Origin of the sequence: Frigoribacterium sp. Leaf415, from assembly GCF_001424645.1 — a bacterium.
Taxonomy (GTDB): domain Bacteria; phylum Actinomycetota; class Actinomycetes; order Actinomycetales; family Microbacteriaceae; genus Frigoribacterium.
In genome coordinates, this window is sequence record NZ_LMQR01000001.1 from 2,345,721 (window position 1) to 2,367,095 (window position 21,375).

Sequence of the window (21,375 nt, forward strand, 5' to 3'; positions counted from 1 at the left end):
GCGCCCATGCTATCGGCGACGGATGGCCTGCGACCGGGGACGGGCCACCCGGGCGCCGCCTGCGGGTTCAGACCGCCTGGACCGTCGTCACGGGCAACGTCGAGTCGGCCCCGAAGTCGAGCGGCGACGGCGCCCGCCCGCGCGACACGAGCTCGGCGCCGAGCGCCGCGATCATGGCGCCGTTGTCGGTGCACAGTGAGAGGGGCGGCACGCGCAGCTCGACCCCGGCCGCCGCGCACCGTTCGGCCGCGAGCTCGCGCACGCGGGCGTTGGCGACGACTCCCCCGCCGAGCAGCAGGCGGGGCACGCCCCGGTCGGCGCAGGCCGCGAGCGCCTTGGTGAGCAGGACGTCGGCGACCGCCTCGCGGAAGCTGGCGGCGACGTCCGCGACCGGCACCGCGCCTCCTTCGCTGCGACGCTGTTCGACCCACCGGGCGACGGCCGTCTTCAGCCCCGAGAACGAGAAGTCGTACCGGTGCTTCGCCAGGTCTTTCGGCAGGGTCAACCCCCGCGGGAAGCGGATGGCCCTGGGGTCGCCGCCTTCGGCGACGCGGTCGATCTGCGGCCCGCCGGGGTAGGGCAGGCCGAGCAGGCGGGCGACCTTGTCGAAGGCCTCGCCCGCGGCGTCGTCGATGGTCTCGCCGAGCAGTTCGACGTCGTCGACGAGGTCGCGCACGTGCAGCAGCGAGGTGTGGCCGCCCGAGACGAGCAGCGCGATGGTCGGCAGCTCGAGCTCGCTGCCGTCGTCTCGCAGCACGTCGGCCCCGACGTGGCCGACGAGGTGGTTCACGGCGTAGAGGGGCTTGCCCGCCGCCAGGGCCAGGGCCTTGGCCGCCCCGACGCCGACCATGAGCGCCCCGGCGAGGCCGGGCCCGCTCGTCACGGCGATCGCGTCGAGTTCGGCCGTCGTGACGCCGGCCTCGGCGAGCGCCGCGGCGAGGGCCGGTTCGAGCGCCTCGAGGTGGGCGCGCGCGGCGACCTCGGGCACGACGCCGCCGTAACGGGCGTGTTCGTCCATCGACGACGAGATGACGTTCGCGAGCAGGGTGCGACCGCGCACGATGCCGATGCCGGTCTCGTCGCAGCTGGTCTCGATGCCGAGCACGAGCGGCTCGCGGACGACCGGCTCGGCGACGGCGGACGAGGAAGCGCGGGTGACGGTCACGGGCGGACGTCCTGTTCGTCGAGGGGCGCGTCGCCGAACGGCTCGACGGGGCCCGGGGTGGTCTCGGTGACGGCCGGCGGGACGCTCAGCCGCATGACGACCGCGTCGACCCCGTCGGGCATGTAGTACCGCGGGCGGACGGCGATCCGCTCGAAGCCGAGTGTCTCGTAGAGGTGCTGCGCCCCGGGGTTGTCGGCCCGCACCTCGAGGAACACCTCGCGAACCCCGCCCTGACGGGCCTCGGTGAGCAGCTGGGTCAGCATCGCCCGACCGAGCCCCTGCCCCTGGTGCTCGGCGAGCACGGCGATGGTCTGGATGTCGGCCTCGGGGGCCCCTCGCAGCGCCAGCATGCCGGCGTAACCGATGACGGTGGTGTCGTCGCTCTCGGCCGTGGCGACCAGGTACCGACCGCCGGGGGCGGTGAGCTCGTGCGTCATGCTCGCCCGCGACCAGGCGTCGTTCGCGAAGGTCGAGGTCTCGATGGCCATGATGCCGTCGAGGTCGTCGAGGGTGGCCGTGCGCAGCAGGACGCTCATCGTGTGACCGGCTTGGGACCGGCCGACGGGGTGACGTCGGGCTCGCGCAGGTACAACGGCTCGGCGTCGGCGAACGCGCGACCGTGCTCGAAGAGCCGCTCGGCCAGCATGCCCAGGGCGGCCGCCGAGACCGTCGTCGCGTCGGGGTCGGTGCGCGCCCAGGACGAGGAGGCGCCGGTCGCCTCGTCGAGGTCGGCCGGCCTCACGAGGGCGGGGCCGGCCACGAGCACGGGCAGGCCGTCGTCGTCGAGCCCCGACCACGAGCTGTACGCCACCTCGCGGCGGCGGGCGTCGGTGACGACGACGAGCGGCGAGTCGACGGGGCCGCCGGCGGTGCCGACGGAGCGGCCGGCGGCCGCGGAGAGCCGCTCGAACGCGACGGCGTCGTGACTGCCGACCGACAGGCACGGCACGCCGGCACCGAAGGCGAAGGCGCGGGCGGCGGCGATGCCGACGCGCAGGCCCGTGAAGGGGCCGGGGCCGCGACCGGCGACCACGGCGGAGAGCTCGGCCGGGGCGACGCCGGCCTCGCGCAGGGCGTCGTCGATCAGGCGGCCGATCACCTCGGCGTGACGCCGGGTGTCGGCGACCGTGTGCTCGGCGAGGACACCGCCGTCGCGGTCGACGACGGCGACGGACGAGCCGGCTGAGGTGTCGATGGCCAGGATCACGGGTCAATCGTAGGCGGTGTCGGGACGCCGACCCGCGCCTCCTCGACCGAGCGCCCGCCGGACGCGACGACGCCCGGCACCACGAGGTGCCGGGCGTCGTCGGTCGATCAGAACGCGCCGATGCGGCGCGCCGTGACGGGTTGACCGAGCAGTGCCGCGACGTCGGACGGCAGGGTCGAGACGATGCCGAGCGACGAGGCGAGCAGGCTGCCCATCGCGCCGAGGTCGAGCACCCCCGAGGTCTCGACGTTGCGCCAGGACCCGTTCTTGGCCGAGAGGGCGGCGACCGAGTCGAGGCGGGTCACGGTCTTGTTGTCCCCGGCACCCCAGCCGACGAGCGTCGCCTGCGCCGTGGTGCGCCGCTGGTTGAACGCGTTGCCCGTGAGCGAGATGCCCATCGAGTCGGCCGGCCGGTTCGTCTTCCCGTCGAGGACGAACACCTGGTACGAACCACCGCTGCCGAACGCGTTGTTGGCGATCGTGATCTTGCCCGTGACCCAGGTCATGGTCGGGTCGGGCAGGGGGCGTCGACGGTCCTGACCGGTGGAGGCCGTGGCCTGCCGACGCTCGTCCTGGGTGATCTTGATGCCGAACTGGCTGAAGCCGCCGATCGAGTTGTTGAAGACGCGGACGTCGTCGGTGTTGAAGATCTGCAACCCGGCCTTGCCACCCGTGATCGTGTTGCCCGCCACCACGGCCTTGCTCGAGAGCTCGAGCTGGATGCCCGTCCACTCGTTGCCGTCGGCGGTGTTGCCGATCACCTTGCTGTCGTAGACGGACTCGTCGAGCCAGAGACCCGAGCTGTAGTTGCGGCTGATGTCGTTGTTCGACACCGTCACGCCACGTGCCCGCGTGATCTTGATGCCGCCCGAGACCGGTGCCTCCTTGAAGCGCTGCCAGTTGTTCTGGCGGATGACCGAGTCGGTGATCGACAGGTCGTACGAGGCGTTGGTGCCGATGCCCAGCAGGCCGCTGCGCTCGACGGTCAGCTTCGACAGGGTGCCGCCGTTGTTCTCGAGGTTGATGCCGATCATGGCGTTGTCCTGGATGACGAGGTTCTCGGCCGTCGCTCCGGTGTTGCCGAGGCGGATGGCGCCTCGCTCGGCGTAGGGCGTCGCGTAACCCCGGACGCCGAAGCCGCGCACGGTCGAGTCGGGCGACTGCACCCAGATGGCCTGTGCCTTGTTGCTGACGCGCACGGCGTGTCCCGACGGGTCGCTGCCGATCAGCATGCGGCCCGACGCGGCGTCGGCCGCGAAGGTACCCGGGGCGAGCCGGTCGGGCGTCACCTGGGTGAGCTGGACGCCGTCGAGGAACACCTGGTCCGGACGCGCGGCGAGCGGGAACGACGGTGAGACGAACCGGGGGTTGTCCGCCACGTTGTCCATGACCGAGGACGGGAAGGCGGACCACGGGGTGCTCCACCCCGAACCCGAGCGCGACCAGGACGTCACGGGAACGGAACCGTCGAGCCACACCGCCTCACGGGGATAGGACTGGATCGTGACCGTCTTCTGGAAGGGCACGACGACGCTCTCGTTGTAGGTACCGGCGCGGAGGACGATGGTCGCTCCCGACTTCGCCTTCGCCACCGCCGCCGCGAGGGTACGCAGCGGCGCAGCCTGCGTTCCGGCCGCGCCGTCGTTGCCGGACGGCGACACGACCAGCGCGCCCGACGGCACGGGGTACGAGGCCGAGCCGACCGGGAGCGAACCGCGCGAGCCGACGGGAGCTGCCTCGGGTGCGGGCGCCGGGGCGGGTGTCGGAGTCGGTGTCGGAGTCGGTGTCGGTGTCGGAGTGGGAGTCGGTGCAGGCGTCGGCGTCGGGGCCGGGGCGGCGTCCGACGGGCTGCCGATGACGACGAGGTCGTCGAACGAGGTGCTCGACCGGGCCGTGTTGCCGGCGCTGGCGTACTGCCAGAGGCCGACGGAACCGCCCTGCGAGACACGGTCGGCGGCCGAGTCCGAGACGGCCAGCTGCCAGCCGGGCTCGGAGGAGCCGTCGACCCAGGCCTTGCCCTTGAGCGCCACCGTGGACGTGCCCTCGGCGCGGAACGAGACGGCCAGCGTCGCACCCGGAGCGACGCTCGCGGGGAGCGCGACGCGGCCGAGCAGGGTCTCTCCGGACTTCTTCACCTTGGTCACCGCGAGGGCCACGCTGCCCGAGCTGCCCGACTCGAGGCGGCCTCGGTAGGCGGAGCCGTCACCTTGGCGACGGAGCTCCCACCCCTGGTAGAAACCGGCCTTCGTCTTCGGCAGGTCGACCGTGCCCTCGACTTCGACGTCCTTGACCGACACGCTCGCGAGGGTCGCCGTGGCGGTCGAGCCGGGAGCGAGGTTCGAGATGGTCGAAGAGCCGGAGCCGACCGTGAAGGACGCCTTCGACGGACCGGACCAGGTCGACCAGGCCCCTCCCTTGTCGGCGGACCCCCAACTGGTGGTCGACGTGCGCGTCGACGAGTCGGACGCAACCGTGCTCGGGGCTGCGGACGCACCGGTCACCGGGACGACGACGCCGGCCACGACGGCGACGACCGTCGCGAGGGCACCGATGGCGGTGCGGACGCGGGTGGGTGGAGAGAGGCGGTGCTCGGGGGCGCTGGGCATCGTCGCTGCTTTCGTCGAAGGAAGGTATGGGCGATCCCGCCACGTGCCCCGAGGACGGAGGCTCGTGCGAGAGGACGAACACCACGCCGTGCCCCCAGGACGGGGGCTTGCGCGGAATGGATCTGAGGGGACGGAATCTCACCCGGTCAGGACAAGAGGTGATCTTGTTACATTCACGCGTAGTCCGCAAGGGGCCGTCAGCCCCCAACAAGGTGGCTCCCTCTCGGGTGTCGGCACTGTGGGGGACACCAGGACAGGGGTCGTCGGGGGCGTCGGCGTCGCCTAGAGTTCGTCGCATGACGCTGCTCCGAGCCGCCCCGCCGGCGCCGGTGGCCGACCGTCCCGACCGCACCCGCGCCTCCTCCGGCGATGCGCGCGTCTGGGTCCGGGCGATCGCCGCCGCCGCGCTCGTCGTGCTCGGGATGCGCCTCACCCTTCCGCAGGGTCTGCAGGCGGGCTTCGTCGTGGCCGCGCTGCTGCTGCCGGTGTGGTGGGGCTCGCTGCGTCGACACCGCTGGGGAGTCGCCTTCATGGTCGCGGGCCTCCTGGCCGTCGCGCTGGGCTTCTGGCTGGGCGTCGCCAACTCCGGGGACCACGTCTCGTCGTCGTCCTCGACGGTGCCCATGACGGTCGTCCTCGTCGGGACCCTCTTCGGCGTCGGCCTCCTCCTCTGGGGGACCGAGGTGCTGACGCCGGAACGGGCGGTCCTGTGGTTCGGCATCGGCCTGGCGCTCGGCTTCAGCTCCGGCACACCCCTGTTCGCCAGCAACCCCTGGAAGTTCGGCTTCGCCCTGCCGGTGACGGTCATCGCCCTCGCCCTGGCCGCCCGGTACGGACGCCGATGGGAACTGGCCGTCCTGCTCACCCTGACGATCGTCGCCGCACTCAGCGACTTCCGGTCGGCGTTCGGTCTGCTGCTCCTCGCGGCATTGCTCGTCTTCGCGCAGTTGGCGATCGTCCGCCCGCACCGGCGCCCGTCGTTCGCCGCCGTCCTGATCGGGCTCGGCGTCCTCGGGGTCGTCGTGTTCCAGCTCGGCCAGGCCCTGATCCTCGACGGCTACCTCGGGCTCGCGACCCAGTCGCGGAGCGTCGAACAGCTCCGGGTCTCCGGCTCTCTCATCCTGGGCGGGCGCCCCGAGCTCGCGGCCACGGCCGCCCTGATGGAGCACCACCCGTGGGGTTTCGGAGCCGGGGTCGTCCCGACGGCCGGCGACATCCAGGTCGCCAAGGAAGGCATGAGCAGCATCGGGTACCAACCCGACAACGGCTACGTCGAACGGTTCATGTTCGGCGGGCACTTCGAGTTGCACTCGGTCGTCGGGGACCTCTGGGCACAGTCCGGCCTCATGGGGCTCGTGCTCTCCGCCGTCGTCTTCGGCGTCCTGGTGGTCGGCGTGGTGCGTCGCATCGCGGACGGGAGCGCCAGCGGCATCCTCCTGTACACCGCGGCGCAGAGCAGCTGGAACCTCTTCTTCGCCCCCTTCTACAGCGCGTTCCCCACCTTGGTCGTCGCCTTGGCGCTGGCCTTCCTGCCCGTGGCCCGCGAGGGAGTCCAGCGGTTCAGGGTCGGCGCCACTCCTCGACTGCCGTCATCTCACCGGTCCACCGGCTGACGACCTCGAAGCCCGCCGCCTCGAGGACGTCGTCGTCGTCGAGGGCCGTCGGCTCGTCGGCGGGTTCGACGACCCAGAGACGGTCGACCTCGTCGAGCCTCACCTGCCGCGAGTCGAGGGGCCACGCCGTGCCGCGGAGGCTGTCCTGGTCGACGGGTCGGCTCCGGACCGTGACGTCGACGAGGCCCTCGAAGGCGTCCGGGTAGACGACGGCGACGTTGGACGTCGACCGCTCGACCACCCGCGGCGGATCGGCGTCGAGCGGCGCGAAGTAGACGCCGTCGCCGGGCCGCGCACCCCGCTCGACCACCGCTGCGGCCTCGGACCAGTCGGTGCCGCTCTTGCCCGTGACCTGCCGCTGCGACAGCCAGACCGGAGCGCACAGGGCGACGATCAGGGCGAGGGCGACGACGCGGTCGGCACGACGCCGCAGGACGGTCACGCCGACGCCGACCAGCGCCGCGCACGCCGGGGCGGCGAAGGTGAAGTAGCGGGGGTTGTAGAGCGGACTCACCAGCAGGCTGTAGGCCACCACGACGAACGTCGGCACGACGAGCAACGGGACCAGCACCCACAGCGGCCCGGCCCGCCGGCCGCGCACCCCGGCGACGACCGCGGCCGTCATCGCGACCCATCCCACGAATGCCAGGGCCAGGGAGGCGAGCGCCCAGGGCTCGGTGGGCGACGCCGTCGAGTCCACCCGCGTGGGCGTGCCGCCGAGGAACCACTGGTTGACCACGACTCCCCGGGCGATCTGCACGAGGCTCAGGTCGTTGTCGCCGAGTTGGCCCTGCTGACCGGCTGCGAGCACGACGACCGGAGACGCCGCCAGGCCACCCGCCGCGGCGGAGGCGAGCCAGGCCAGACGGCGCCTCATGGCGACCCGACGCCAGGCGGCCACGGTCACGGCGTGGGCCACGGCGAGCAGGGCGACGTAGATGTTCAGGGCGGTGCCGACCCCGACGAGGGCGGCGTACCCGATCCACCGCGCCGCGCCTCCACGGTTCAGCGCGACGACGAGCAGGACGGTCGCCCACACGGCCACGGCCGCGCTGGGCCCGAAGGAGCGCGCCTCGATGCCCATCCAGGTGATGCGCGGCAACACGACGGCGACCACCGCACCCGCGACGGCGGCGTCCGGGCGGCCGAGCACGACCAGCAGACGGTGCACGCCGACGACGGCCACGCCGGCCGCCAGTGCGCTCGGCAGGCGCAGGGCGACGGGCGAGGTGCCCGCGACGGCCGTCCAGACGTGCATCAACAGGTAGTAGGCGGCGTGCACCGCGTCGATGCGCTGCACCAGGGCCCAGAGCTCGGGCAGCGACCGGGTGGCGGCCGAGACCGTGGCGGCCTCGTCGGTCCAGAGCGACACGGTCGACGAGCCGACGAGGGCCACGGCCGTGCCGACCAGACCGAGCGCGAGCGGGACGCCGATCGAGGAGGCGCGGGCGCGTCGCGAGGACGCCGCGGACCCGGCCGGGCGGGTCGTCGTCGGGGTGGTGGTCGTCATGGCCGTCCTCACGCGTGGCCGACCGCGAGCCGTCGCCTCGGGCGAGGGAGAGGGCGACCGGACCGACGGGTCGGGTGCGGGTGGCCCGGAGTGCTGGCATGCTAGCAGCGGCCCTGGACCCCGCCGGCGTCCGGCGGGACGGGCCCACCCGAACGAGGAGCCGCCATGTCGTCGGACGACCAGACGCCCACCGACCCGACCACCCCCCGATCCCGCCGACGCCTCGTCGTCGTCGCCGGCGCCGTCGTGGTCCTGCTCGCGCTGCTCGTCGCCTTCGTGATCGTGCCCGCCGTCTCGGGCGGAGACGACGAGCCCGGCACCGCCGGGACGACGTCGGGGTCGCCGTCGGCCGCCGCGCCCTCGGAAAGCGGCACGGCGGCTCCCACCGACACCGCGCCTCCTGCGGCCGGCCCCGACACACCCGAGTCACCACCCGTCGGGCTCGACGAGTCGCCCACCGTCGTGGACGGGGTGACGGTCCGGGTGAAAAGCCTCGACGGCGTCGACGGCGAGGCCACGCTGCCCGGAGAGGTGTCGGGCCCCGCGGTCCGCGCCGAGCTCGAGGTGTACAACTCGTCGACGGCCCCCGTCGACCTGTCGACCGTCGTCGTCAACCTGGCCTACGGCACCGGTCGAACACCGGTCAACACGTTCTCGACCGGGACTTCTTCGTTCCCGACCTCGGTCGCGGCCGGTGCCACCGCCACGGGCGTCTTCGTGTTCGCCGTGCCCGCCGACGCGCAGGACGACCTGCGGCTGACCTTCGACTACGCCGTCGACGTGCCCGTCGTCGTCTTCGAGGGATCGACCTCGTAATACTCCTGTACCCACAACGGGGGCCATTGTCCCCCCTTGGGGGGACCTTATAGTCGTCAAGCCGTCGGTACCCGAATGCCGATGTCACTTACCCGACCCGAATGAGGCTCCCCCATGGGAAGAACCGTCTCGTCGCGCCTTCGCCTGCCCGCGATCGTCGCTGCGTCCGCCGTGCTCCTGTCCGTCATGATCGGAGTCCAGCCCGCCCAGGCCGACTCCGCACCCGCCGACCCGACGTCGCCGTCGACCCCGGCGACCGTCACAGCCGACGCGCTGCCGGCACCGCAGATCGACGGCTCCGTGTTCTCGCAGGTCATCGTGGGCAACACCGTCTACGCCGCGGGCAAGTTCACCAAGGCGCGCCCGGCTGGTGCGGCCGCAGGGGTGAACGAGGTCCCGCGGAGCTATCTGTTGGCCTACGACATCACGACCGGCGTCTTGTCGACCAGCTTCGCGCCCGTGATCGACGGCCAGGTCAAGGCCCTCGCCGCCTCGCCCGACGGCAAGCGCCTCTACATCGGCGGCGCGTTCACCAAGGTGAACGGCGTGAACAAGTACCGCCTCGCCGCACTCGACCCGACCACCGGCGCCCTCGTCACGAGCTGGAACCCCGGCACGAACGCGACGGTCAACGCCATCGCGGCCGTCGGCCCCACCGTCTACATCGGCGGAGTCTTCTCGAGCATCGGCAAGGACACGCGCCCGAAGGCCGCCGCGGTCACCGCGTCCAACGGCACGAACCTGCCGTGGTCGCCCCAGATCGCGGGCGGCGACGTCCTCGGCCTCGTGGCCAGCCCGGACGGCTCCAAGATCGTGCTCGGCGGCTCGTTCACCTCGGTCAACGGTTCGGCACAGCCCGGACTCGGCATGGCGATGGTGGACTCGACCACCGCCGCCAGCCTGCCTCTGCAGGCGAACGACGTCGTCCGCAACGGCGGCACGCAGTCGGCGATCTACAGTCTCAGCGCGACGGCCAACGGTTTCTACGGCTCGGGCTACACCTTCTACGGTGACGGTCGGCTCGAGGGCGCGTTCAAGGCGTCCTGGAACGGCGACCTCACGTGGGTCGAGGATTGCCACGGCGACACCTATTCGGTGGCCGCCAACAGCACCGCCGTCTTCGTCGCCGGCCACCCGCACTACTGCGGCAACATCGGCGGCCAGCCGCAGACCGACCCCTGGACCTTCCAGCGGGCGATGGCCTTCAGCGACTCGGCCACGCAGACCGTGACGAACGACCCCTACGGCTACTACAACTTCGCGGGCACACCCGCACCGAGCATCCTCAACTGGTTCCCCGACTTCGGGACCGGCACCTACACGGGCCTCAGCCAGGGCCCGTGGAGCGTCGCCGCCAACGACAAGTACGTGGTCTACGGCGGCGAGTTCCCCACGGTCAACGGCAAGGCACAGAACGGCCTCGTGCGCTTCGCGGTGTCGAGCCTCGCCCCGAACAAGATGGGCCCCGAGGCATCGGGAGCGCTCTTCACCCCGAACCTCGTCTCGCTGTCGTCCGGCACGGTCCGCGTCAGCTGGCAGTCCAACTGGGACAAGGACAACGCGAACCTGACGTACGCGGTGTACCGCGACGGCGACCTCACGAACCCGGTCTACACGAAGACCACGGCGTCGACCTTCTGGAAGCGCCCCGCCCTCGGCTTCGTCGACAAGGACCTCGCCCCCGGCAGCACCCACAGCTACCGCATCCGCGCCACCGATCCGCTCGGCAACACGGTACTGGGTGACGGTGTCGACATCACCGTGACGGCCGACGCGGTCTCGCCCTACGCCAAGCAGGTCGCCGCGGACGGCGCCACGTCGCTCTGGCGCCTCGGCGAGAAGAGCGGCTCGACCGTCTACGACTGGGTCGGTTACGACGACCAGCAGGCCCAGGCCGGCGTGACGCGCGGCACCACCGGTCAGACCACGACGGACTCCGACGGCGCGAGCACCTTCTCGGGCACGGACACCGGTCTCTCGTCGACGGCGTCGGCAATCACCGGCCCGCAGACCTTCACGGTCGAGGCCTGGTTCCGCACGACGTCGACCGCCGGCGGAAAGATCGTCGGCTTCGGCAGCAACCGCACCGGCAACTCCAACTCGTACGACCGGCACCTGTACATGGACCCCAGGGGCCGTGTCTCGTTCGGCGTGTACCCGAATGCCAGCCGCATCATCACGAGCCCGACCGCCCTGAACGACGGTCAGTGGCACCAGGTGGTCGGCACGTTGAGCTCGGCCGGTCAGTCGTTCTACGTCGACGGCAAGAAGATCGCGACCGACGCGGGGACGACCGGCGCCCAGGACTACACGGGCTTCTGGCGCATCGGTGGCGACAACAACTGGGACGGCGCGCCCTACTTCCAGGGCGACATCGACGACGTGTCGGTGTACCCGACGGCCCTGAGCCCCCAGCAGGTCGACGGCCAGTGGGTCGCCTCGGGTCGCACGAGCACACTGCCCAAGGCACCGGCCGACGCCTACGGCGCCCGGGTCTTCCAGGACGACCCCGAGGCGTACTTCCGACTCGACGGCGACTCGTCCGGCCTCGCGACCGACTCCTCACCGATCGGCACGAACGGCGTCTCCACCGGCGGGCTGACGACCGGCGGCCCGTCGGCCGTCGGCGGCACCGGCCGGTCGGCGACGTTCAACGGGCAGGACGCCGGCGTGGCGACCACCACCTCGTACGACACCCCGAACAGCTACACGCTCGAGACCTGGTTCAACACGACCACGACCTCGGGCGGCAAGCTGATCGGCTTCGGCAACCAGCAGACCGGCTACAGCGGCAACTACGACCGCCACGTCTACATGGAGCAGGACGGTCGCCTGCAGTTCGGCAACTGGACCGGCCAGATGAACCTCGCGAGCAGCACGGCGAGCTACAACGACGGCCGCTGGCACCACGTGGTCGCCACGCAGGGCTCGGGCGGCATGAAGCTCTACGTGGACGGAGCCGAGGTGGGGTCGAACCCGACCACGGCCTCCGACGGCTACCGGGGCTTCTGGCGCCTGGGCGGCGACAGCTCGTGGAACTCGGGCTCGAGCTACTGGGCCGGCAGCCTCGACGAGGCCGCCGTCTACGCCCGCCCCCTCGACGCCACTACGGTCGCGCAGCACTACGCGCTCGGTGCGAACAAGCCGAACGCTGCGCCCACGGCGGCCTTCACCTCGTCGGCCACCGGTCTCGGTGCCACCTTCGACGGCAGCACCTCGGTCGACGGCGACGGCTCGATCGCCTCGTACGCCTGGGACTTCGGTGACGGCAGCGCCGCGGCGTCGGGGACCAAGCCCGCCCACACCTACGCCGCGGGCGGCACGTACACGGTCACGCTGACCGTGACCGACGACCGGGGTGCCGTCGGCACCTCGACCGCGACCGTCACGGTGACGCCGCCCCGCGTGAACCAGGCACCCACCGCCTCGTTCGCCTCGACCGTCGACCACCTGGTCGTCGCCGTGGACGGTAGGGCATCGACCGACGCCGACGGAAGCATCGCGTCGTACCGCTGGGACTTCGGTGACGGGACGGCCGCAGCCACCGGCTCGACCACCGGACACACCTACGCCGCGGCCGGCACCTACACCGTGACCCTCACGGTGACCGACGGCGAGGGCGCCACCGGCACCTCCACGGGCACGGTCACCGTCGCCCCGGCCCCGCCGGCGAACGTCGCCCCCACGGCGTCGTTCACGAACACCTCGACGGGTCTGGCGGTGTCGACCGACGCGTCGACCTCGGCCGACCCCGACGGGACCGTGGCCGGCTACGCCTGGACCTTCGGCGACGGCGGCACGGCCACCGGAAGGACGGCCTCGCACACGTATGCCGCCGCCGGCACGTACACCGTGACCCTCACGGTGACCGACGACAAGGGCGCCACCGGCACCTCCACGGGAACCGTCACGGTCGCGCCGATCCCGAACGCGGCCCCCACGGCGTCGTTCACGACGGCGACCGACAAGCTCTCGGTCTCCGCCGACGGACGCTCCTCGAGCGACTCCGACGGCACCGTCGCCGCCTACGCCTGGGACTTCGGTGACGGAGCCACCGCGACCGGCAGCACGACGAAGCACGACTTCGCCGCCGCCGGAACGTACACGGTGACCCTGACGGTGACCGACGACAAGGGCGCCACCGGGACCCGCACCTCCACGGTGACGGTCACCGCGCCTCCTGTCGTCACCGCCGTGGTCAAGGACGGCTTCGGCCGCTCGGTGACGGGTGGCTGGGGCACGGCAGAGGTCGGTGGCACCTGGGCCCGCACGGGCAGCGCGTCGCAGTACGCGGTGACCGGCGGGGTCGGCACGCAGTTCCTCGGTGCTGCCGGGTGGAACACCTCGATGGCCCTCACCGGGGTCAGCTCGACCGACACCGACCTGCGCACGAGCGTCAGCCTCGACAAGGCGGCGACGGGTGGCGGCACGTTCGTCTACGTCACCGGCCGGAAGGTCGCGACCAACTCGGAGTACCGCGCGACCCTGCGCTACCGCTCCGACGGACGCGCGGTCGTCGCCCTCACGGCGTTCAAGGGTTCGGCCACGGGCATCAACCTGGTGGGCGAGACCCTCGTCCCCGGAACGGTGGCCCCCGGGGCGAAGCTCAACGTGCGCCTCGAGGTGAGCGGTACGGGGACGACGACGATCCGCGCCAAGGTCTGGGCGGACGGCACCACCGAGCCGACGGCCTGGACCGTGTCGGCCACCGACACGTACGCGGGGCTGCAGGCACCCGGCTGGGTCGCCCTCGGCGCCTACGCCTCGGGCAGCACCACCAACGCCCCGCAGACGGTCTCGTTCGACGACCTGAGCGTCTTCAAGCCGTGACCGACGTCGTCCCGGGGCACCCGAGCAGGCTCGTCGTCCAGCAGTCGTTCCCCCGACCGCGACCGACGACGAACCCCTACCTCGTGATGCTCCGGGACGCCGTCGGCGCGGTCCCCGGGGTCGAGGTGCGCACCTTCGACTGGAAGGGCGCGCTGCTCGGCCGCTACGACGTGTTCCACGTGCACTGGCCCGAGATCCTCGTCTCGGGGCAGAGCCCGCTCAAGGCTCTCGTGCGTCAGGCGTTGACCGTCGCCCTGGTGACGAAGCTGCGACTGACGCGCACCCCGATCGTCCGCACCGAGCACAACCTCGAGCTGCCGAGCGGCATCTCGCGCCGCGAGCGCGTCCTGCTGCGGTGGATCGAGCGACGCACGACGCTCTGGGTGCGGCTGAACGACGAGACGCCCGAGCACCCCGACGCCCTCGGCGCGCTCATCCCCCACGGCCACTACGTCGACTGGTTCGCGCGCTGGCCGTGGCCGTCGCGTGAGGCCGGCCGGGTGTCGTACTTCGGCTTCATCCGCCGGTACAAGGGCGTCGACGGCCTCGTCCGGGCCTTCCGTGGCGTGCGCGGCGACGACCGGCGACTGCACGCCGCCGGCAAGCCCTCGACGCCCGAGCTCGCCCATGGCCTCGAGCAGCTCGCGGCCGACGACCCCCGGGTCAGCCTCGACCTGCGGTTCCTCGACGACGAAGCCCTCATCGACGTGGTGCGCCGGGCCGAGCTCGTCGTGCTGCCCTACCGCGAGATGCACAACTCGGGCGGTGTGCTGACGGCCCTGTCGCTCGGCCGGCCCGTGCTCGTGCCCGCCAACGAGGTCAACGCCCGCCTGGCCGACGAGGTCGGTGCCGACTGGGTGCGGCAGTACTCCGACGACCTCGGTCCCGACGACGTCGAGCACGCGCTGGACGCGGCCTCGCGGCTCGACGACGACGCCCGCCCCGATCTGTCGGCCCGCGACTGGGACCGTGCTGGCGAGGCGCACGTCGCGGCGTACCGTCGGGCGATCGCCGCCGTCCGCGGTCGAGGCGTCGTCGGCGGACGTCGGGTCGGCCCGTGAGGTCAGCCGTCGACGCGGCCGTACTCCCGGTACCCCGCGCCCCACGCGCCCGCCACCATGCCTGCGCCCCGGGCCATCGTGCGGATGCCACGAGCGCGTTGCCCCAGCGACCGTCGCCCGAGGGGGCGGGACACCGTGCCGAGCGCGTACCGGCCCAGCCCACCGACGACGCGCACGCCGCCCTTGGCCGACAGCCGGAGGCGCGTGCCCAGTCGCGAGGCCCCTCGCGCGGACAGCATCACCGAGGTGAGGCTCCAGCCGTTGCCGCTGCTGTAGGCGCGCTGCACGACCCAGAGCCGCGTGACGCGGTGGGCGGGGACGACGTCCGTCACGACCGCCTCGGCGCACCACAGGATCGCGCCGCCGCCGGCGACCAGGCTGCGGGTGAACAAGGTGTCCTCGCCGCCGAGCTGACCGAGCGTGACGTCGAAGGTCAACCCCTGGCGGCGCACCTCGGCGAGGTCGAGCAGCAGGTTGTTGGTCGCGGCGACGTCGACGGACGTGCCGGTCGCGAGTCGGCGGCGCACGAAGAAGCGCCCCTCGACGATGAACGGCTCGGGCTCGACCTCGTACTCGCTGCGCACGGGGCCGACGACGGCCGCGGCACCGGTCTCGGCCTGCAGGGCGACCAGCGCGCGCAGCCACTGCTCGGACGGCCGCTCGTCGTCGTCGATGAAGACCAACAGGTCGCTGTCGCCGCTCTCGGCGAGCGCCCGGTTGCGGGCCGAGGCGATGCCCGGCGTGCCCTCGACGACGTAGTGGACGGACACGGCGTCGTCCGGCTCGGCACCGTCACCCGGGCCGGCCGCGGCGAGCGCCGCCGCCTCGACGCGCTCGCGCCCCGACCCGCTCGCGTCGTTGTCGACCACGAGCACGCGCGCCTCGACGCCGAGTCCGCGCACGCTGCGGGCCTGCTCGACGAGCAGCGGCAGCACCGCGTCGAGATCACGCGGCCGGCGGAAGGTCAGCACGGCGATCGTCAGGAGGCGCGGGGCGGTCGGGTCGGTCGTCACGGCCCCCAGCATGTCAGGTCGGTGACCGGCGTCGGGTCGCTCACCGCGCCTCCTGCGGGTGGACGGGGGACGAACCGTGGGTGAGTCGCTCGTCGGCCTCTCGGTGGTCGTCGTCAACTACGGTTCGACCGACCTGCTGCGCCAGAACCTCGCGCCCGTCTCACGGGCGACGGAGGGCCTCGTCGTGGTCGTCGTCGACAACTGGTCGGGAGCGGCCGAGCGCGCCCGCGTGAGCGAGCTCGCCGCGGCCGAGGGCTGGCACCTCGTCGCGCCCGACGGCAACGAGGGCTTCGGCACCGGGGTCAACCTCGGCGTCGCCCGGGCCCGCGAGGCCGGGGCGCGCCACCACGTGCTGCTCAACCCGGACGCCGTCGCGGACGCGGGGGCCCTCGTCGCCCTGCACCGCGCCTCCTCGTCCGAACCGCTGACGATGAGCGCGCCGACCGTGCTGCGCCCCGACGGCAGCGTCTGGTCGGCCGGCAGCGACCTGTACCTGGACGACGGACGCATCCGGTCACGACGACGACGACTGCCCGGTTCCCGCGTCGAGGAGTGGCTGAGCGGCGCCTGCCTCGTGCTGAGCGACGAGCTGTGGCAGCGCTGCGGCGGCTTCGACGACGACTACTTCCTGTACTGGGAGGACGTCGACCTGTCGCGCCGCGTCGTGAGTGCAGGAGGCGCGCTGCGGCTGCTCGACGACGTCACCGTCGTCCACGCCGAGGGCGGCACGCAGACCGCCGGCGGGGCCGACCGGTCGGGGCAGGCGAAGTCGGCCGGGTACTACCGGTACAACATCCGCAACCGTCTGCTGTTCGCCGCGAAGCACCTCGGCGACGACGACCTGCGCCGATGGCGACGCCTGACCCCGTGCATCGCGTGGGAGGTGCTGCTGCAGGGCGGGCGGCGGCAGTTCGTGCGGTCGCCGGGCACGCTGCTCGTCGGGCTGCGGGCCGTGCTCGAGGGGCGTCGGATCGTCGCGGCCGAGCTGCGGCGGCGCGCCCGACCGGTGGCTTGATAAATTTATCGAGCGTCGATCTGAGGGATCGTCCGCCGAGACACGTGGGGGCGGTGCGGTGCGGCTGGAGCGTCTACCGCGCGCGCCGGGCGGAGTTCCTCGACGCTGGCAGGGTGCGCCGCAGGACGCTCGTGAGCGGGCTCGCCGCCATGGTCCTCGGGGCCTTCCTCGTCGTCGGTGACGCGTGCTGGGGCCTCTTCGACCGGACGGCTGCCAGCGACTCCATCGCGATCGTGCTCTTCGCGGCCGCCCTGGGCTGCGTGGTCGCGACGCTCTGCCCGGTGATCGACCGCTCGGCCGCTCCCCCGCCCGGGGCGCCCCTCGGGGACTGGCGTCGGAATGAGCGCATCGAACGCCAGTTCACCGCGCGTCCGCCCGCGATCGGCTCCCCCACTCCTCCGCGAGCCTCGGGTAGACACGCAGCGCCGCAGCGGGCACGACCTCCCACGTGTCGAAGTCCTCTTCGGCGTGGCGCAGCTCCGCCATCGCGGGGTACTCGCCCGCCAGACCCCGGGGCCACTCCTCGAACGGATCGTCGTGGTCGCGCTGCGCCTGACCGGACTCGCGCAGCGCCTCCCGTCGCTCGTCGGACAACGGCCGGAGGACGCCCGCCTCCACGAGCCACTCGACGACCAGGGCGACGGCATCCCGGGCCAGGGTCGGCGGCCCCCCGACTCCACGCCAGGTCAGTTCGTCCGCCAGGGCCGACTCGGCCTCTCCGGCCGATGCCACCCAGGGAACGGTGAAGTCGGGCGCGAACGGACCGCGGTCGTTGATCTCCGCCGCCGTGTACGGGGCGTCGACGATCTCGACCAGCACGCGGGCCTCGGCCGCGGCGAACCATCCGGCGGCGGTGTCGGCGAGAGCACCGCCGCCGGCGTCCTCGACCTCCGGGTAGGCGATCGTGGCCCGACCCTCCGCCACCGTGTGACGTCGCCCGGGAAGGTCGCGGTCCCTCAGGTCCAACGAACGACGCTCGAGCGCCAGCGCCTCGGCGAGCGACTCGACCGGCCGTCTGATGTCGTCCCTGATGGAGAAGACGTCGACGAGACCGGCACCGATCGGATCGGGCACGTCCCAGTCCAGCACGGGGGTCGACCGGGGCACGGGGAACGCGTCCGGGCATCCGATCCGGACCACCAGGTCGGCCGCCCGGACCGGGGCCGCCATGATCCGTTTCGGCGTCTGCCCGAATTCCACCCAGGTCTTGTCCAAGCCCATCACGATGGTCACGTCGCGCTGCATCGCCGGCGGCACCGGCTCGTCCGGCGGATCGATGCCCCGGGCGTCGACGAAGTACTCGTCGTCGACGAGGACGCGCAGGTACGCGGCGGCCATGACGCTGCGCCCGATGCCCCTGGGGCTGACGACGAGCACGGTGCGGACCCGCGCCGGGTCGATCCGGGCCGCCGTCCGGCGGGAGCGACGGCGCAATGCGGCCCCCGAGACGGGTCCGCCCTCATCGGCGGCCGCCCCGGACGGCCGTCGCGTACGGCGGATGAAGAGCCACTCGCGGGCGTACAGCACGGCGAAGAGCCCGGTGAGGACGAGAGCCGCCAGGGCGCCGACGTAGCCGAGTCCGACCTTGAACCAGACGGCACCGGCGACCGGCCAGCCGGCGGCCAGCCGGGCACGCTGCTCGGGGTCGGGGTCGACCCACGCGTTCGTGCTCATGACCACGACGTACACCGCGGTCACGACGAACACCGGGAACACCCACAAGGCTCGTCGTTGCGACGCGGTCACCGTGGTCGTCCGTCCGACGTCGGCACGATCGGTCCCCCTCCGCCGAGGATCTCGTGCCCTCGGTGCAGGTCGATCCTGCCGCCCGCGACGCGCCGGGCGCCATCCCGCGTCGGAGGGCCACGCGCCTCCCGGGGCGCGGTGACGTCACCGCAAGCGAACGGGCCGACCTTAGCGGGCGTGTTCGACGAGCGCGGTCGTCTTCGACCGACCGTGTTCGACGAACCCGCCCGGATCGGGCCCGGGCTGGTGCCCACAGCCCCTGACGCCCTCAGCCCGCGACGAACTCCGCCAGCGACGCCGCCAGGTGCCGTGTCGTCAGCCGTTCCTCGACGAGGGCCCGCCCCGCCGCGCCGAACGCCCGGGCCTCGGTCTCGTCCCCGAGCAGCCGCAGCACGTGTCCCGCGAGCGCCGACGAGTCCCCCACCGGCGCCAACAACCCGGTTCGCTCGTGCTCCACGTAGTCCTCGATGCCCGGGGTGTTCGTCATCACGACGGGTCGCCCCGTCGCCATGGCCTCGAGGCTGACCGTCATGCCCGACGCGTGCAGGTTGTCGCGCGTCGCGACGGCCACGACCGAGGCGCGGGCGTACAGCTCGGCCAGCTCGCGATGCGAGACGTGCGGCACCACGGTGACGCCCGCGGGAGGCACCGCGTCGCTCGTCGTCTGCACGACCAGCTCGACGTCCGGCCGCTCGGCGTGCACGCGATCCAGCGTCGCGAACAGCGTCGCCGGGTCGCGGTCGCGGTCACCTCCGATGCTCAGCACCATCGGTCGCGAGGGCCACGGACGCGACGCGAAGAACTCCTCGTCGACCCCGAAGGTGAAGAACCCGACCGGGGGCCCGTCCTCACCGACGAACCGTCGCAGCGGCTCGACCTGCCCCCGGCTGATCACCCAGAGCCCGCTCATGCGGCGCAGCACGTCGCGCATGCGTCCGACGTCCTGCCCGCGGTCGACCCGGTCGGTCACCCAGATCACCCCGGTGTACATCCGGTCGTGGGGCCGCGTCAGCAGCATCCGCCGCGCGACGTTCTCGTCCCAGGTCACCCCGACGTCGCCGGACGGGACCCCGGACGAGGAGGCGCGGCGCGGCACCACCCGGTCGCGCAGCACCTGCAGGCGGCCGGGTTCGGTGACCGACGCGAGGCGCGCCTCCGGGTCCGAGTCGCGCAGCGCCTCGAGGCCGTAGGGCCAGAGCCCGGGACGGAGCCCTGCCGCGTGGTCGGCTGCCCAGCCGGCCACGTCGCGTTCGTGGGCGAAGAGGACCTCGATCACCGCGCCTCCTTCTCGTCGTCACCGGTGCGGCCGTCGCGCGCACGTTCCCCGGCGGCCCGCTCGGCCACCGCCCGCTCGGCCACCGCTCGCTCGGCGATCGCCTGGTCGGTGGCGGTCTCGTCACCGCGCTGTTCGTCGACGTCGAGGCCCGCGGCCGCCGTGGCGCCCTCGTCCTCCGCCGACTCGTCGACCACGCCGTCACCACCCGCATCGCCCGCCGCCTCGGCCCGACGCCGACGCAGGTCGCGCGACACGTACCAGAGGTTCGGCACGAGTTGGCAGAGCGCCACCGAGATCGCCGAGCCCAGCACGGGTCCTGCCGCACCGACCATCCCGATGAACCACCACGACAGCCCGAGGTTGAGCGGCACCATCAGCACGATCGGCAGCACCTGGAAGACCAGTCCGGTCTTGTCGGTCATGTACATGCCGACCGGGTACTTCGCCGCCTGCAGGCCGACGAACACGACGAAGCCGACGAGCATCCAGCCGTCGAGCGTGATCGCCCCGCCCGAGACGAACCGCGCCAGGAACGGGCTCAGCACGGCGAGCGCGGTGCCCAGCACGAGTCCCCCGAGCAGGAACCACAGCGTCGGCACGGTCGGCGACTCGACGCGCCCGGCCGACCGGGCCGCCGCGTAGACCGGCCAGAGCGCGATGCCCGCCGCGGCGACGGTCTGCAGGACGATGCCGAACAGCTGCGAGGCGAGGTTGTACTGCGCGAGCTCGTCCGGGCCGGCCAGGTGGCTGAGCAACAGGCGGCCCGTCTGCATCGCGACCGGCAGGGCGATCATCTGCACGAGCATCGGCCAGGCGAGGCCCAGGGCGGGCACGCCGCGGTAGCTGCGGACGCGCGGCACGAGCTTGACGGCTTGTCCGATCTGCGGGGACAGCGCGCGGGCCGCCACGATCAGGCAGATCACCGAGACGAGGCTGTTGGCCACGTACGAGACGACTGCGAGGTAGCTGCCGATCGGCGCGCTGAACATGACGGCCGAGCCGATCGCGAGCAGCATGAACGGCGCCACGACGGCCTGGCTGGCCACCTGCGTGCTGGTCTTCTTCAGCCCCACGAGGATGCGTTGGCCGACCGTCAGCGGGATCACCAGGCCGAACACGGCGAGGCAGAGACCTGCCGCCAGCGAGCCGCCGTCGGGCAGCAGCCCTTCACCCAGCAAGACGGGCCACCAGCCGGCGAGCGTGATGATCAGGGCGACCGCGACCATGATGCCGCCCGACACCAGCAGCACGCGGAAGGCCGTGACGATCGAGCGCTTGACGAAGTCGTCGGTGCGGACCGACGACGACCCGGCCACGGCGTTGATCACGATCGCCGCGATGCCGAGGTCGGCGAACGGCAGCAGGGTCGGGAAGGTCGAGAGCAGTCCGTACTGGGCGTAGGCGTCGGTGCCGAAGTTCTGGATGATCATGCGGCTCGTGATGATGCCGAGCACGCCCGACAGCCCCATCACGATCACCTTGATCGCCGCGGTCGAGCCCACGGCGGCCATCGCGCC

At 72.6% G+C, this 21,375-nt stretch carries 14 protein-coding genes; 5 read left to right on the top strand and 9 right to left on the bottom strand.

The features are described from left to right. Nucleotides 1-67 precede the first annotated feature (67 nt). The 4 genes from tsaD to ASG28_RS16445 all read right to left on the bottom strand — a co-directional run bounded on the left by tsaD (nucleotide 68) and on the right by ASG28_RS16445 (nucleotide 4,978). Entirely contained in the window at nucleotides 68-1,165 is a 1,098-nt protein-coding gene (gene tsaD / locus ASG28_RS10800; protein WP_055974964.1) for a tRNA (adenosine(37)-N6)-threonylcarbamoyltransferase complex transferase subunit TsaD, read from the bottom strand. Continuing rightward, a complete protein-coding gene (rimI, locus tag ASG28_RS10805) occupies nucleotides 1,162-1,701 on the bottom strand; it encodes a ribosomal protein S18-alanine N-acetyltransferase (protein ID WP_082454579.1) in 540 nt (179 codons plus the stop codon). Before rimI ends, tsaD begins: the two co-directional genes overlap by 4 nt. Beyond that, a complete protein-coding gene (gene tsaB / locus ASG28_RS10810; RefSeq protein ID WP_055974967.1) occupies nucleotides 1,698-2,372 on the bottom strand; it encodes a tRNA (adenosine(37)-N6)-threonylcarbamoyltransferase complex dimerization subunit type 1 TsaB in 675 nt (224 codons plus the stop codon). The genes rimI and tsaB overlap by 4 nt, the downstream gene beginning before the upstream one ends. Before the next feature lie 107 nt (nucleotides 2,373-2,479). Then, on the bottom strand, nucleotides 2,480-4,978 hold the full coding sequence (locus ASG28_RS16445) for a right-handed parallel beta-helix repeat-containing protein (protein WP_055974970.1): 2,499 nt from the start codon (nucleotides 4,976-4,978) through the stop codon (nucleotides 2,480-2,482). Between the two features lie 296 nt (nucleotides 4,979-5,274). Between ASG28_RS16445 and ASG28_RS10820 the strand changes: the two genes are divergently transcribed. Further along, nucleotides 5,275-6,591: a hypothetical protein gene (locus tag ASG28_RS10820; protein ID WP_055974973.1), complete on the top strand. Its 1,317-nt coding sequence runs from the start codon at nucleotides 5,275-5,277 to the stop codon at nucleotides 6,589-6,591. Here the strand turns inward: ASG28_RS10820 and ASG28_RS10825 are convergent. After that, nucleotides 6,539-8,101, bottom strand: a complete 1,563-nt coding sequence (locus tag ASG28_RS10825) for a glycosyltransferase family 39 protein (RefSeq protein WP_055974976.1) — start codon at nucleotides 8,099-8,101, stop codon at nucleotides 6,539-6,541. The genes ASG28_RS10820 and ASG28_RS10825 overlap by 53 nt on opposite strands. Nucleotides 8,102-8,266: 165 nt before the next feature. Between ASG28_RS10825 and ASG28_RS10830 the strand changes: the two genes are divergently transcribed. From ASG28_RS10830 to ASG28_RS10840, 3 genes are all read left to right on the top strand, one after another. Next, on the top strand, nucleotides 8,267-8,917 hold the full coding sequence (locus tag ASG28_RS10830; RefSeq protein ID WP_055974979.1) for a hypothetical protein: 651 nt from the start codon (nucleotides 8,267-8,269) through the stop codon (nucleotides 8,915-8,917). Between the two features lie 114 nt (nucleotides 8,918-9,031). After that, entirely contained in the window at nucleotides 9,032-13,747 is a 4,716-nt protein-coding gene (locus tag ASG28_RS10835; protein ID WP_055974982.1) for a PKD domain-containing protein, read from the top strand. Then, complete coding sequence (locus ASG28_RS10840; RefSeq protein ID WP_055974986.1) at nucleotides 13,744-14,808, top strand: glycosyltransferase; 1,065 nt, start codon at nucleotides 13,744-13,746, stop codon at nucleotides 14,806-14,808. The genes ASG28_RS10835 and ASG28_RS10840 overlap by 4 nt, the downstream gene beginning before the upstream one ends. A gap of 2 nt (nucleotides 14,809-14,810) precedes the next feature. Here the strand turns inward: ASG28_RS10840 and ASG28_RS10845 are convergent, their stop codons facing one another. Beyond that, a complete protein-coding gene (locus ASG28_RS10845; protein ID WP_235477762.1) occupies nucleotides 14,811-15,821 on the bottom strand; it encodes a glycosyltransferase family 2 protein in 1,011 nt (336 codons plus the stop codon). Between the two features lie 76 nt (nucleotides 15,822-15,897). On the opposite strand from ASG28_RS10845, the gene ASG28_RS10850 reads away from it, so the two are divergent. Beyond that, entirely contained in the window at nucleotides 15,898-16,836 is a 939-nt protein-coding gene (locus tag ASG28_RS10850; RefSeq protein WP_055974992.1) for a glycosyltransferase family 2 protein, read from the top strand. A 360-nt stretch (nucleotides 16,837-17,196) separates the two neighbouring features. Here the strand turns inward: ASG28_RS10850 and ASG28_RS10860 are convergent, their stop codons facing one another. The 3 genes from ASG28_RS10860 to ASG28_RS10870 form a co-directional block, all read right to left on the bottom strand. Then, on the bottom strand, nucleotides 17,197-18,510 hold the full coding sequence (locus ASG28_RS10860) for an arsenate-mycothiol transferase ArsC (RefSeq protein WP_157510469.1): 1,314 nt from the start codon (nucleotides 18,508-18,510) through the stop codon (nucleotides 17,197-17,199). Between the two features lie 340 nt (nucleotides 18,511-18,850). Continuing rightward, on the bottom strand, nucleotides 18,851-19,858 hold the full coding sequence (locus ASG28_RS10865; protein WP_157485702.1) for a glycosyltransferase family 4 protein: 1,008 nt from the start codon (nucleotides 19,856-19,858) through the stop codon (nucleotides 18,851-18,853). Continuing rightward, entirely contained in the window at nucleotides 19,855-21,369 is a 1,515-nt protein-coding gene (locus tag ASG28_RS10870) for a lipopolysaccharide biosynthesis protein (RefSeq protein ID WP_200925287.1), read from the bottom strand. Before ASG28_RS10870 ends, ASG28_RS10865 begins: the two co-directional genes overlap by 4 nt. Between the last annotated feature and the right edge of the window lie 6 nt (nucleotides 21,370-21,375).

Coding starts and splice junctions, on each gene's coding strand:
- rimI (WP_082454579.1), bottom strand. CDS start 1,701: ATGAGCGTCCTGCTGCGCACGGCCACCCTCGACGACCTCGACGGCATC.
- ASG28_RS16445 (WP_055974970.1), bottom strand. CDS start 4,978: ATGCCCAGCGCCCCCGAGCACCGCCTCTCTCCACCCACCCGCGTCCGC.
- ASG28_RS10820 (WP_055974973.1), top strand. CDS start 5,275: ATGACGCTGCTCCGAGCCGCCCCGCCGGCGCCGGTGGCCGACCGTCCC.
- ASG28_RS10825 (WP_055974976.1), bottom strand. CDS start 8,101: ATGACGACCACCACCCCGACGACGACCCGCCCGGCCGGGTCCGCGGCG.
- ASG28_RS10830 (WP_055974979.1), top strand. CDS start 8,267: ATGTCGTCGGACGACCAGACGCCCACCGACCCGACCACCCCCCGATCC.
- ASG28_RS10835 (WP_055974982.1), top strand. CDS start 9,032: ATGGGAAGAACCGTCTCGTCGCGCCTTCGCCTGCCCGCGATCGTCGCT.
- ASG28_RS10860 (WP_157510469.1), bottom strand. CDS start 18,510: ATGAGCACGAACGCGTGGGTCGACCCCGACCCCGAGCAGCGTGCCCGG.
- ASG28_RS10870 (WP_200925287.1), bottom strand. CDS start 21,369: ATGGCCGCCGTGGGCTCGACCGCGGCGATCAAGGTGATCGTGATGGGG.